The 13,462-nt window shown below is 70.4% G+C and carries 8 protein-coding genes; 6 read left to right on the forward strand and 2 right to left on the reverse strand.

Going from position 1 to position 13,462, the window contains the following annotated elements; genetic code table 11:
• Positions 1-2: 2 nt before the first annotated feature.
• From MLE27_RS05735 to MLE27_RS05760, 6 genes are read left to right on the forward strand one after another with little or no spacing between them, the layout of a single operon-like run.
• Positions 3-3,077 carry a hypothetical protein gene (locus MLE27_RS05735; RefSeq protein WP_243310996.1) on the forward strand — a complete coding sequence of 1,025 codons (3,075 nt, stop codon included), beginning with the start codon at positions 3-5 and terminating at the stop codon, positions 3,075-3,077.
• Positions 3,070-4,629, forward strand: coding sequence for a DUF2079 domain-containing protein (locus tag MLE27_RS05740; protein WP_243310998.1), 1,560 nt, complete (start codon positions 3,070-3,072; stop codon positions 4,627-4,629). The genes MLE27_RS05735 and MLE27_RS05740 overlap by 8 nt, the downstream gene beginning before the upstream one ends.
• Positions 4,626-7,496: a hypothetical protein gene (locus MLE27_RS05745; RefSeq protein ID WP_243311000.1), complete on the forward strand. Its 2,871-nt coding sequence runs from the start codon at positions 4,626-4,628 to the stop codon at positions 7,494-7,496. The genes MLE27_RS05740 and MLE27_RS05745 overlap by 4 nt, the downstream gene beginning before the upstream one ends.
• Complete coding sequence (locus MLE27_RS05750) at positions 7,493-8,737, forward strand: MATE family efflux transporter (RefSeq protein WP_243311002.1); 1,245 nt, start codon at positions 7,493-7,495, stop codon at positions 8,735-8,737. Before MLE27_RS05745 ends, MLE27_RS05750 begins: the two co-directional genes overlap by 4 nt.
• Before the next feature lie 10 nt (positions 8,738-8,747).
• A complete protein-coding gene (locus MLE27_RS05755) occupies positions 8,748-9,329 on the forward strand; it encodes an SIS domain-containing protein (protein ID WP_243311004.1) in 582 nt (193 codons plus the stop codon).
• A 52-nt stretch (positions 9,330-9,381) separates the two neighbouring features.
• Positions 9,382-10,701 (forward strand): L-cysteine desulfidase family protein, encoded by a 1,320-nt coding sequence (locus MLE27_RS05760; protein ID WP_243311006.1) that lies wholly within the window; start codon positions 9,382-9,384, stop codon positions 10,699-10,701.
• Positions 10,702-10,816: 115 nt separating this feature from the next.
• Here MLE27_RS05760 and MLE27_RS05765 read toward each other — a convergent pair whose 3' ends face one another.
• Complete coding sequence (locus tag MLE27_RS05765) at positions 10,817-11,839, reverse strand: alpha-hydroxy-acid oxidizing protein (protein WP_243311009.1); 1,023 nt, start codon at positions 11,837-11,839, stop codon at positions 10,817-10,819.
• 47 nt (positions 11,840-11,886) lie between these two features.
• On the reverse strand, positions 11,887-13,458 hold the full coding sequence (locus tag MLE27_RS05770; protein ID WP_243311013.1) for a DHA2 family efflux MFS transporter permease subunit: 1,572 nt from the start codon (positions 13,456-13,458) through the stop codon (positions 11,887-11,889).
• Positions 13,459-13,462 lie beyond the last annotated feature (4 nt).

The following is a 13,462-nucleotide window of genomic DNA, read 5'->3' on the forward strand; positions in this document are numbered from 1 at the left end:
GGATGCGCGAACCGGTGAAGAAGCTCCTGGCCGTGGCCGTCGTGGCCGGGCTGGCCCTGATCTCCTTCGCCGGGGTCCTGGCCAGGCCGGGCATCGTGGGCCACACCTGGGACTGGGGCGTGCCCAACTTCCTGGAGCAGTACCGCTCCATGGCCGAGCACCACTTCTCCACCTGGGACGCCTACTTCGAGACGGGCCGCTACCACTACTTCAAGCTGGAGCTGCTCTACTGGCAGCTCATCACCCCCCTGGCCCGCATGGGCGGGGAGTGGATGAGCAAGCTCCTGCCCCTGTGCTTCGTCACGGCCTCGGGGCTGGCCATGCTGCCCCTGGCCCGGCGCTTCGGACTGAACTGGTTCTACGCCACGCTGGCGGCGCTGTTCTACGCCCTGTCGCCCTACACCTACAGCCGCGTGGTGGCCGGGCACATGCCCATGCTGGCCGGGTTCGCCATCATTCCGCTGCTGCTGCTGGCCTACTTCACGCTGCTGGCCTCCATCCGGGAGCGCGGGCGCGTGGCCCCGCGCGCGGCCATCGTCTGCGGGCTCCTGCTGGGGCTGACCTCCCTGCACCCCAGCGTGGGCGTGAGCAGCGCGGCCATGCTCGGGCTGTTGGGCCTGCACGCCGTGGTCAAGGGGCCGGAGCGCTGGAGGGTGCTGGCCTCCACCGGGCTGGTCTTCGCCCTGGCGCTGATGATGAACATCCACTTCATGGCCCCCTTCCTGGGCGACTACCTGGGCAAGGGCGCCATCCGCCACGGCTGGGGGCTCTCGGCCTCGGCCAAGGGCGAAGTCACCGTGGACACGGAACTGCCCATGCGCGAGGGGTTCCACCAGTCCACCAGCCAGCCCGTCGACGCCGTCATCCGCCTGGACCTGCGCCCCGGCATGGACACCGAATACGCCTTCCCGGCCCCGCCGGGCCTGCGCGCGCCCTGGGTGCTGGCCTCGCTTGTGCTGGCCGGGCTGGCCCTGTGCTCCTTCACGGCGCGGCGCATGCGCCGCGACCCCGACCAGGAGGACACCCTGCGCGCCCAGAACGCGGGCATGTTCGTGGTGGCGCTCACGGGCGTGCTGCTGGTCTGCGGTTCGCGCACGCCGTTCGGGGTTGCCTTCTACCAGTGGGTGCTCAAGGGCTTCGTGCCCATCCTGTTCGCGGCCTTCTCCAACACCACGCGCTGGCTGCCGCTGATCGTCACGGCCTACGCCCTGCTGGCCTTCCAGCTCCCCCAGGCCTGGGAGGAGCGGGGCAGCGCCAGGCGGCCCTGGCTGGTCCGGGCGGCCCTGGCAGGGGTGCTGCTGGCGTTCGTCTCGCCCTACCTGGGGCAGAGCCTGCTCTCACGCGCGCCCAAGGACGCCGTGCCCCAGCCCCTGGCCCTCAAGCACACGCCCATCCATCCCGAGGACGCCAAGGTCTACGCCTTCCTGCGCGACCAGCGCGCCTGGGGCCGCGTGGCCTACCTGCCGCCGGTGGGCATCAGCTGGCCCGGGGATTCGCCCTACAGCTACGAGTGGAGTTCGGCCTACTCGCCCAAGCCCTTCTTCCTGGCCTTCTACAACAACCCCCTGGGCAGCGAGATCATCTCCAGCATGTACGCCGAGCAGCCCAGCCCCAACCTGGACCGCCTCTTCGGGCTGGCCTCGGTGCGCTACCTGATCTACCCGCACGACAATTTCTTCATCTCCTACCAGGATTTCCAGCCCGGCTACCTGGGCGAGCCCGTGGTGGACGGGTTCAAGAACTACAAGCCCGTTCTGGACAAGGCCCTGGCCCTGCAACACGGCCTCGTGCTGGAGAAGCGCTTCGCCAGCGTGGACATCTACCGCAACCCGGACGCCGCGCCCGGCGTGTTCGCGGCCTCGCGCCTGCTGGCCGTGGCCGACGCCACGGGCCGGGGAGGCAACCTGACCGCGGCCGTGCTGCCCGACGTGGTGGGCATGCCCCTCTACGAGCCCGGGCAGGCCGTGATCCCTGCCGGGGAGTCCCCGGAGTTCCTGGCCCTGCTGGGCAGGATCATGGGAAGCGGGGAGGCCGGCGAGAATGGCCAGAAGGGCCTGGAGCGGGCCTTCCTCACCGACCGGTCAGGCAAGCGCCAGGCCCTGCTCTACAGGGGCCAGGCCTACGACCTCCCCTCGGTGGAGTTCACCCGCCAGGGGCCGACCACCTGCCGGGTGCGCCTCACGGGAGTGAAGTCGGGCTTTCCGCTGCTCTTCCAGGAGACCTTCCACGAAGGCTGGAAGGCCTACCTGCTGCCCGCGGGCGAGCGCCCGGCCCAGGCGGCGGGGCAGGCTTCCGCCGTTGCTACCGCCGCAGCTTCCTCCGCTCCCGGCGGGGTCGCTGCCGCCGCCGCTTCCGGCCCGGCCGCCGGATCCCCGGCCCCGGGGGCTTGCAGGCCGCCGGACGACGGGGGGCAGGGCATCCCGGCGGAAACCGCGAAGCTCCTGGGCTCCTACCGCATCTTCCCGGACAACCAGGATTTGCAGGCCACGCCTGAAGAGCTGTGCCGGTACCTGGAGCGGGGCTGGGTGAGCACCCTGGGCGACGGCCGCACCCGGACCAGGGCGCTGCTGGAGTACGGCCCGGGCGGCAGGGTTGAGTCCGAACAGGCGCTGAGTTGGAACGTGGGCTTTGTTTCCAAGCGCTTCGTGAGCACCGTGCAGAACGACAACCTGCCTTCCACGCCGTTGGACGCCACCTGGCGCGAGGGCGCGATCGAACCCGCCGTGGCCGTGGGCCCCGGCTTCGACGCCCTGGCCCCGGCCTCCTGGAGGGTTTCCGGGGCCGCCGAAGGCAAGGCCATGCCCTGGCCGGAGATGCTGCATTGGCAGGCCAGCGGCTACGGCAACGCCTGGTGGATCGATCCGGCGCTGCTGCCCGCGCTCGGCCCCGAGGCCGCGCGCTACGCCCGGCCCAACCCGGCGGGCGGAGTTGATATCGACCTGGTGATCGAATTCAGGCCCCAGCGCTACTACCTGCTGGGCCTTGCGGTATCCGCTTTGAGCGTGGCCCTGGCCCTGGCCGCCCTGGGCGCGATCACCGTGGCCCAGCGGCTGCGCGTGCGGAGGCTCAATGTCTAGGTACGGCATCCTGCCCGAGGACAAGCCCCGCTGGCCCTGGACCATGGGCCTCGTGCTCCTGGGCGCGCTCACGGCCCTGGCCTGCATGCGCTACCTCTCGCTGCGCTCCACCGTGTTCGACCTGGGGGTGTTCGTCTGCAACCTCACGGCCATGAGCCAGGGCGGGGAATGGTGGCGGGCGCTCAACGGCCACATCCAGCCCGTGCTCTGGCTCTACGCCTGGCTCATCCGCCCCCTGCCGGACTGGCTCACCCCCCTGGGACTCATGGTGGCCCAGGCCTTCATGCTGGCTCTGCCCCTGCCGTTTTTGGGCAGGCGCTACGGGGTGTTCCCGGCCCTGGCCTACTTCGGCTACTTCGCGGTGTGGCACAACGGGCTGTTCGACTTCCACCCCGACCACCTGGCCATCCCCATCGGCTTCTGGTTCTTCTTCCGCGTCCAGGACGAGGACCCCTGGGGCGCGGCCCTGGCCGCGCTGTGCCTGTGCCTCGTGAAGGAGACCTTCGCCCTGCAGGCCGCCATATTCGGCGTGTACCTGGCCTTCACGCGCGGCGGCGGACCGGCCGGGGTGTTCGTGTTCGCGGCGGGGCTGGCCTGGTTCTGGCTGGCCACGGCCAAGCTGATCCCCTTCTTCACCATGGACACGGGCGTTGGCGTCACGGCCGGGGCTTTCGCCTGGATCGGGGGCTCCTCCGTGCTGGGCAAGGCCTGGTGGGTGCTCACCCACCCCTTCGGCACCCTGGGCCACATGCTGGGCGACCCGCGCAAGCTCAAGTACCTGGCCGCGCTGTTCGGCTCCCTGGCCTTCCTGCCGCTCTTGAGCCCGGGGCCGCTGTTCACCATCCTGCCCACCCTGGCGCTGTCGCTGCTCTCCACGCGGCCAGACTACTACTCCGTCACCAACCATTACACGGCCGGGCTGGTGGCCCCGCTCATCGTGGCCTTCGCCGGGGCCCTGCCCCTGGCCGCCGACGCCGTGAACGCCCGCAGCGGCAGGCTGGACCGCTGGGCCGGAACGCTTTTCATCGTCCTGCTGGCCGGGCACGTGCTCCTGGCGGCCTCGCCCCTCTCGGTGCCCTTCTGGCGCGGGGGAGGCTTCGGCGGCTTCTGGCCGGACGACCGCGACACGCGCATCATCCGGGCCATGGAGAAGACCCTGCCCGACGACCCCGCAAAGGTGGTCATCACCCAGAACAGCCTGAACTGGGGCAAGGCCGTCACGCGCTACTTCGCCAACAGCTTCCCCCTGGCCGTGTTCGAGCCCCACCTGGCGCAGGATTCCAGCCAGGCCACCATGAGGGACTTCCGCCGCTTCATCCTCACCGGGGCCAAACCCGAATTCCCTGTGACGCGCAGCCTGGCCGACTACGTGGTGCTCGACCTCAAGCGCCCCTGGTTCGTGGTGGACCAGGGCTGCGAATGGAGGGACGGGGCCTGCCGCGACCAGGCCGTGGCCGACGCCTTCCGCGAGAACGTGGAGCGCGCCAGGAAGGAGTTCGACACCGTGCTGGAGGATGACGGCTTCCTGATCCTCAAGCGGAGGGAGCCATGAGGCGCGCCCTGGCGCTGCTCGCGCTCCTGCTGGCGGGACTGGCTGCGGTCGCGCCGTGCCGTGCCGCCGCTCCGGCCGAGGGCAAGCCCCTGGCCCTGCCGCCCGCGCTGTTCGGGGCGCGGAACCCGGGGGAGGGCGCCGCCGTGGAAGGCGAGATGCTTGGGCGCGTGGCCATGCGCAAGGTGAAGTACTCGCGCGTGCTGGCCCAGCGGGAGCTGCCCCTGCCCAGGCGCGGCAACGCCCCCACGGGCGCTCTCGAAGTGCTGGCTCTGGCCGGTGCGGATTCCGGCCTGCGCCTGGGCGACAGCAACGAGGCCCGCCTGGATTACCTCACCGGCGACCCCGACCATCCCGGCCGCCTGGCCTTCTGGGCCGAGTTGGCCACGCCCGGCGGCGTGCGCTTCTACGCGGGCGACCCCCTGGAGACCGTGGACCGGCTGACCCCGCGGTGGGCCGACGGGGCCGGGCGCGACGCCGTGGACGTGGCCGGGGCGCGCTGGCTCTCCAAGGGCCTGCGCTATCAGCTTTCGCGCCTGCTGGACCGCGAGCCCGACGAGGACTGGCGCACCTCCCAGGACGGCCTCTCTGCCTTCGTGCAGCGCCGCTTCCGCAAGGACGTCACGGACGTGGGCGCGCTGGACGTGGTGCTGCTGCGCGGCCAGGACGTGCAGGTGAACCTGGTGGTCTCCCTGAAGCCGGACGGCTCGGGCAAGACCGTTCTGGACTGGTACGCCATCCCCAAGCGCCTCTTCGACCTGGGCGACGGCCGCGCCGTGCTGCGCCTGTACCTGGGCCGCCACCTGCGGGAGCTGGCCCCGGGCGTCGGCAAGGTCACGCTCAAGGAGCTGGCCTTGATGTTCTACAAGCAGAACGTGGAGGAGGTGGCCCAGGCCCGCAACGTGGAGAAGATCCTCTTCGTGCCTTCCGGGCTGGACCCGGCCTGGACCGCGACCCACGGCCTGCCGCGCCTGCTGCCCTCGCGCGCTAGGGAGCTGTTCCAGGGCAGGGGGGAGCTGGCCGCCAACCTGGAGGCGCTCTCCGGGGCCGGAACGGATGCGTCGATCAAGGGGTTCGGCCTGATCCAGTCCGCCCAGGATTCATCCCAGCCCTTCTCGCTGACCCTGGAGGCCGCGCGGCTGGCCAAGGTCGCCCCCCGGCGGGACGTGCCCGCCATCCTGGCCGCCACCGAGGAGCGCTGCCGCAGCTTCGGGGCCGCCTGCGACCCGGATTCGCCCAGGGGCTACGCCTCGCAGAGCCCCCTCTGGAGTCTGGATTTCCAGGCCCTGGCCGGCGGCCCCGGCGCGCGGGACGACACGGCCGTGCGCCCAGCCCTGGCCGAGAATCTCTTCAAGGCCACGGGCAGGCTGGGCTTCAGCGGCGCGCCGGACGGCCTGGGCGTGGAATGCGCCGGCGATTCCGTCACGCTGGAGACGGGGACGGCCTTCACGCCCTCGCCAGCAACCGCCTACAGCCTCTGGCTGGAGCTGGGCAGACACCGCGCCGGGCTGGCCGGTGTCGAGGCCGAGGCCTGGGGCGGCGGGCGCAGCGTGCGCGTGGCCGTGAAGCCGGGCTTCCCGGCGGTGTTCCCCGAGTTGCCGCCCAAGGTCGAGGGTGTGCGTCTGATCTTCACCGGCGCGGGTTCGCCCGGGGGGCAGGACTTCGGCTTCACCCTGCGTAGGGCGGCGCTGCACGCCCAGAACACGGCCGCCCCACACGAGGGCCTGTTCGAGGCCCGCTACCTTTTCGACGAGGCCCTGGAGCCCGCCGTGGACGCGCAGCCGGACGGCTCCGTGCGCCTTGGGCTCACCGGCCCGGCGTTCGCCCCGCAGTGGCTGGTGCTGGACGTGACAGCCGCGCCCTGGACCGTGAACGATCCCGCGCCCAGGCTGGAGCTTGCCTTCGGCTCCAAGAAGGCCTCGGTGCCCCTGGCTTCGCCCAGCTCGCGCCTGGCGCTCTATCTGCCCGCGCTGCTGGGGCCGCAATCACCCGCCGCATTGGCCGCAGCATGGCCCGCCGTGAGCGTCACCTTGAGCGGCGGCGCTCCTCACGGAGCCGGGGGCGGCACTTGGAAGTGCACCCGCGCCGTGCTCTCCGGGCAGCGCCTGACCACCTGGCCCCAGGTGCTGGGCGGCGAACCCCTGCTGGACCTGGCCGGGGCCGCTCGCGGCCTGGAGGGTCTGGACGCCTCCGGCGCGGCGGACATGGCCGCCGCGGCCGTGTGGCTGCCCATGGGCAAGGCCGGGCTCTCCCCGGCTTCCGGGCCGCTGCGCTTCCTGCGCAACCCCTGGCTCGAGGTCGAGGCCCTGATGCTTGCCGACGCGTCCGGCCCCGAACTCTCCACCCTGGCCCGCGCCCCGGAATCCGGCGGCGGGGCGGGGTCCGGACGCAGCGCCAAGTGGCTCTACGCCCTGGCCCTGCTGCCTATGGCCGGGCTCGTCTGGCTGGCTGCCCGCAAGGGTCTGCTTGCCGCCGGGCTCGCTAGCGCGCGGCGCTGGCTCGACGGGCCTGCCCAGGGCAAGGCTTCGCTTCGCGCGTGGCTGCTGCTCGCCGGATTGTGCCTGGCCGCCGCCCTGGCGGGCGGGCCGAAGCTCGCGCAAGGCATCGGCATGCTGGGCTCCACCCTGGCGGTGCCGCTCTGGCGGGCCTGCCGCCCGGCCCTGGCCCGGCGCTGGCCGCGCCTTGCCAGCACCTCAGGGATTCATTATTGCTCCGGCTTCCTGGCCTTGTCGGCTCTTGCGGCGCTCATCCGCCTGACCGGGCTGGCCCCCGTGTCCGAGCTCTTTGGCCTGTGCGGCCTGTGGCTCTTCATCGCGGCCCTGCTCGGGCCGTCCACATCCAGTCCGTCACGCACCGGGGGAGCTTCGTGAAACGTTTCCTGCAACAGAATTTCATCATCCTCGTGCTCATGAACTCGGGCAACGTGTTCAACTACCTGTTCCAGCTCACCGCCGGACGGGCCATGACGCCCGACGAGTTCGGCAGCTTCAACGCGCTCAACTCCATGCTCTCCATCATCGCCGCGCCCATGGCCATCGTGCCGCTCATCATGGCCCGCTTCACGGCCGGGTTCGCGCTGGAGGGAATGGGCCGGGTGCGCGGGCTGTTCAACCAGGCCGCGAAGTTCGCCCTGGCCGCCGCCGTGGTGGTGGGCGTGCTCGGGCTGCTGGCCGGGCCCCTGATGCGCGATTTCCTGCATTTCACCGAGATGGGGCCGATCTATGTCTCCGTGGGCATGCTGGTGGTGCTCCTGCTCATGCCCGTGCCCTGGGGCATGCTCCAGGGGATGCAGCGCTTCACGGGCTACGGCGTGTCCGGGGCCAGCAACGCCTGCCTGCGCTTCGTGGCCAGCCTGGGGCTGCTCACGGCGCTGGGCTGGGGCGTCTCCGGCGCGGTGCTCTGCGGCATCGTCGGCGCGGCCGCCCAGACGGCCCTGGCCATGTTCTTCCTCAAGGATCTGCTGCGCGTGCCCGCCACGCCGCTGCCCGCGGGCTTCCACCGCGAGGTGGGCCGCTACGCCCTGGGCATGATCGTCAGCTCGGTGGTTGGCATGTGCCTGAACAACCTGGACCTCATCCTGGTGCGCCACTTCTGCCCCGGCTCCGAGGCCGGGCTCTACGCCACGGCGGCCATCCTGGGGCGCATCGCCTTCTTCGGCCCCTCCGTGCTGGTGAGCGTGCTCTTCACCGAGGCCGCCTCGGCCAAGGCGCGCGGCCAGGAGGACAACAAGAGCCTCTGGACCTCCACGGGCATGACCCTGCTGCTGGGCGGCGGGTACGCCCTGGTCTGCTTCCTGGCTTCCAAGCTGGTGGTCACGCTTCTCTTCGGAGCGCAGTACGAGGCCGCCGGGCCGCTGCTGGCCGTGATCGCCGTGGCCATGGCCATGCTGGCCACGGCCAACGTGTTCTTCGTCTATTCCCAGGCCCGGGGCGAATTCGGCTTCATGTGGCTGCAGGGCGCCGGCGTGGCGATCTTCGCGGCGCTGGCCCTGCTCTACCACGAGAGCGCCATGCAGGTGGCCAGGATGCTCCTTATCTCCATGGCCTTCATCCTCGCCTCCACCCTGGTCTGGTTCGGGCTCAAGTCCCGCAAGCCGCGCCCGGCGCTTTAAGGAGCATGCCATGAAATCTTCCGCAGCCGCCTTCTACGAGTCCCTGCGCGCCCTCACCCGCGAGATCGTCTACACCGACGCCTCGGGCCGGACACTCACCCTGGAGGAGGGCATCGAGGCCGCCGCCGCCTGGATCGTGGAACGCACCGCGGCCGGGGGCAAGCTCATGTTCGTGGGCAACGGGGCCTCGGCGGCCATCTCCTCCCACATGGGCACCGACTTCTGGAAGGCCGGGGGCATGCGCGCCATGGCCTTCAACGACATCGCCGGGCTGACCTGCATCGGCAACGACTTCGGCTACCCCCACCTGTTCGAGAAGCCCGTGGAGATGTTCGCGGACCCCGGCGACATCCTGGTGTGCATCAGCTCAAGCGGCCGCTCCGAGAATGTGCTGCTGGGCGCGAAGGCCGCCAGGGCCAAAGGCGCGGGGGTGCTGACGCTCACCGGCTTCAAGGCCGACAACCCCCTGCGCGCCATGGGCGACGCCAACTTCTACGTGCCCGTGGAGGCGTATGGGCCTGTGGAGGTGCTGCACCACTCGGTGTGCCACTGCCTGCTGGATACCATCGTGGCGTCCAAGGGGCGGAGGTAGGCGCGGGCGCACCGGCCTCGCCGGGTGGTCTGAGAACTTCAGGGAGGCTGGCATGAGCTATAGCGTGAAGGACATTTTGCGCCTGGAGGTGGCCCCCGCGCTGGGCTGCACCGAGCCTGTGGCCGTGGCGCTCGCCGCCGCCGCGGCCGTCTCGCTGCTGCCCGGGAAAGCCTTCGACAGCCTGGACGTCTGGGTGGACCCCAATGTCTACAAGAACGGCCTGGCCGTCTCCATCCCAGGCACGGGCGGCCTCTCCGGCCTGGATACCGCAGCCGCGCTGGGCGCTGCGGGGGGCGACCCGGCCCGCCGGCTCGAGGTTCTCGACACCCTGACGCCCCAGGCCCTGGACCAGGCCAAGGATCTGCTGGGCAGGGGCAAGGTGGGCCTGCACCTGCTTTCGGACAGGCGCGGCCTGCACGTGCGCGTGGAGGCCCGCAAAGGGAGTTCCGTGGCGGAGGCGGTCATCGAGCAGCACCACGACCATATCGTCTCGCTCTCCCTGGACGGCAACCCCGTCGAGGACTCCCCCCTGCTCAGCGCCGGGCGCGGCGGGTCGGCAGGCGTGGCCGAACTCGAGGCCTGGCTCAAGGAGCTGCCCCTGGACCGGCTCATCGACCTGGCGGATGAACTGGACGATGACGACATGGCCTTCCTGGAGGAAGGCGTGCGCCACAACATGGCCCTGGCCGATTACGGGCTCAAGCACGGACCCGGGCTGGGCGTTGGCAAGACCTTCGAGCGCCTGGTGCGCCAGAAGCTCATGCAGAAGGACATGTTCCTGGCCGCGCGCATGCTCACCTCCGCCGCTGCCGACGCCCGCATGGACGGCGTGAAGCTGCCCGCCATGAGCTCGGCCGGGAGCGGCAACCACGGGCTCACGGCGATCCTGCCCATCTGGGCCGTGAAGGACTACGTGGAGTGCGACCACCACACCGTTCTCACAGCCATAGGCCTGAGCCATATCATCACCGCGTACGTGAAGTCCCACACGGGCAGGCTTTCGGCGGTCTGCGGCTGCTCCGTCGCGGCCGGGGCGGGGGCCACGGCCGGTGTGTCCTACCTGCTTGGGGGCGACGTGCACCACGTGGCCGGGGCCATCAAGAACCTCATGGAGGACCTGGCCGGGGTCGTCTGCGACGGGGCCAAGGCCGGGTGCGCCCTCAAACTGGCCACGGCGGCCGGGACCGCCGTGCAGGCGGCGCTTTTCTCGCTCCATGGGGTCAAGGTCAAGCCCACGGACGGCATCATCGACGCCTCCCCCGAGCAGACCATGCGCAACGTGGGGGCGCTCAGCACCGAAGGCATGATCGAGACCGACCGGACCATCCTCGACATCATGCTGGCGAAGCAAATCGCCGGCCTGGCCTACTAGCGGGGCGGCCTCGAACAACACGCCTCACATAATGCGGACGGCGTGCATGAACACAAACAAAGCCCCCCGGCGCGCGAGCGCCGGGGGGCTTTTCAGTCATTCAGGCTGAACAGGTTCAGCGGGCGGCGGTCAGGATGTCGCGGCTGACTTCGCGCACGTTGGCCGTGCCCGTGAGCAGCATGGCCGAGACCAGCTCCGAGCGCATTTTGTTCAAGAGCGCGGCCACGCCCTCGGCCCCGGCGCCGAACGCGCCCACGGCCATGGGCCTGCCTACCAGCGCCGCATCCGCGCCCAGGGCCAGCAGCTTCAGCACGTCGGAACCGGAGCGCACGCCGCCGTCCGCCAGGATCACGGCGCGGCCCTTGATCTTGTCCGCGATCGCCGGGAGCACCTCGGCCGCGCCGGGGGTGGAGTCCAGCACGCGCCCGCCGTGGTTGGAGACCACGATGGCGGCAGCGCCGGCGCCCACGGCCAGCTGGGCCTCGTCCGGGGTCATGACGCCCTTGACGATGAAGGGCAGGCTGGTGGCGGCCACGATCTCCTTGAGCTCCACGAAGGTCTTTGGGCCCACGGGCTGGCCCTTGAGGGCCATGGTGATGAGCCCCGCGCCGTCGATGTCCATGCCCACGGCCACGGCTCCGGCCTGCTCGGCCTGGCGGATGCGGGCGATGATCTCGCTCTGGGCCCTGGGCTTGATGAAGGGCACGCCCAGGCCGCCGTGCTTGGCGATGGCGGCCACGCCGCCGTCGTACATGGCCGCGTCCGCGCCGTCGCCGGTCATGCCCATGGTCCCGGCGGCTTCGGTGCCCGCGATTATCATCTCGGAATAGACGTCCTCGGGGAGCTTGCCGCCCATGTTGTAGCTCACGCCGGTCATGGGCGCGGCCAGGATGGGCATGGAGAGCTTCCTGCCGAACAGGGTCAGGCTGGTGTCGGCCTCGCGCGCGCCGTGGATGGTGCGCATGTTCAGCCGCCAGTTCTTCAGGGCCTCCAGGTTGGCCATGAAGGCCGAACCCGTGCCCGAGCCGCCCATGCCGGGCACTTCCCCGGCGCAGGCCCTGCCGTCGCAGGCCGGGCAGACCCGGCAGTATCCCTTCATGTCCTCGCGCGCCTTTTTGCGCATGGCTGCCATATCCATATGCGAAACCTCCGATGAGTCGTGGTTTGGGTGCGGAATCCGAATCCTCAGTGCATGGGCACGTTGCCGGCCGACTTGCGCCCGGCGCGCATGAGCGCCACTCCGGGCAGGCAGCACAGGCATAGCACTCCAAGAAGCCTGAAGTTGTCAATATAGGCCATCATGCTGGCCTGCTGGGCGAGCATGGCCTGGAGCACGGCCAGGGCCTTCTGCTTGGCGGCGACGGGGTCGCCCAGCTGGCTCATGTAGGCCGAGATGTCGTGCAGGTAGCGCTGGAACAGGGGGCTTGTGGCGTTCAGGTTGCGGGCCAGCTCCGCCTGGTGGCTCTGGGCCCCGCGCGAGATCAGGGTGGTCACGGCGGAGATGCCGATGCTGCCCCCCAGGTTGCGCATCAGGTTGAAGATGCCCGAGGCGTTGCCCATCTGCTCGTTGTGCAGTCCGCCCATGGCCATGGTGGTCAAGGGCACGAAGATGATGCCCATGGCCAGGCCCATGGCCACGTTGGGCACGATGATGTCCGACATGGAGATGTCGAGGTTGATGCCCGCGAAGTGGAAGCAGACCAGGGCCAGGCCCGTGAAGCCGCAGCCGATGAACACCCGGCTGTCTATCTTGCCGATCATCTTGCCCACCAGCATCATGGCCATGACCGCGCCCACGCCGCGCGGGCTGATGGCCAGGCCGCTATCCAGGGCGGAGTAGCTCATCAGGCTCTGCAGGAACAGCGGCAGGAGCGACACGGAGCCGTAGAGCACCACGCCGAGTATGGTCATCATGAAGGTGCCGGCGGCGAAGTTGCGGTTCATGAGCACCCGAAGCTGCACGAGGGGCGACCTGGCCCGCAGCTCCCAGAGCACGAAGGCCAGCATGGAAAGGCCCGAGATCACGGAGAACCAGAGGATCCAGGGGGTCTCGAACCAGTCCTCCTGCTGGCCCTTGTCCAGCACGATCTGGAGCGTGGCCAGCCACAGGGCCATGAGCGCGAAGCCCACGTAGTCCACGCCGCCCGCCTTGGCCCGAGCCTTGGCCAGGTAGGGCGGATCCTCGATGAGGGAGTGGCACAACAGCATGGCCAGGGCCCCGAAGGGCAGGTTGACGTAGAAGATCCAGCGCCAGGAGTAGTTGTCCGTGATCCAGCCGCCCAGGGTCGGGCCGATGATGGGGGCCACCACCACGCCCAGGCCGAAGATGGCCATGCCCACGCCGCGCTTCTCCGGCGGGAAGCTCTCCATGAGGATCGCCTGGGAGAGCGGCTGCAAGGCCCCACCCGCCGCGCCCTGCACCACGCGCCAGAACACCAGCGCGCCCATGCTGGTGGCCGCGCCGCAGACGGCCGAGGCCAGGGTGAACACGGCGACGCAGGCCAGCAGGAAGCGCTTGCGCCCGAAGCGCACCGCGAGCCAGCCCGTCATGGGCAGCACCACGGCGTTGGCCACCAGGTAGCTGGTGAGCACCCAGGTGGCCTCGTCCAGGGTGGAGGAGAGGTTGCCCGCCATGTAGGGCAGGGCCACGTTGGCCACCGAGGTGTCCAGCACCTCCAGGAACGTGGCCAGCATCACGGCCAGGGCGATGAGCCAGGGGCTGTGCTTGGGCCGCCAGGCGTCGGATTTGTGCGTCATGGGC

Source organism: Fundidesulfovibrio agrisoli (genome assembly GCF_022808715.1).
In the GTDB taxonomy this organism is placed as follows: Bacteria; Desulfobacterota; Desulfovibrionia; order Desulfovibrionales; family Desulfovibrionaceae; genus Fundidesulfovibrio; species Fundidesulfovibrio agrisoli.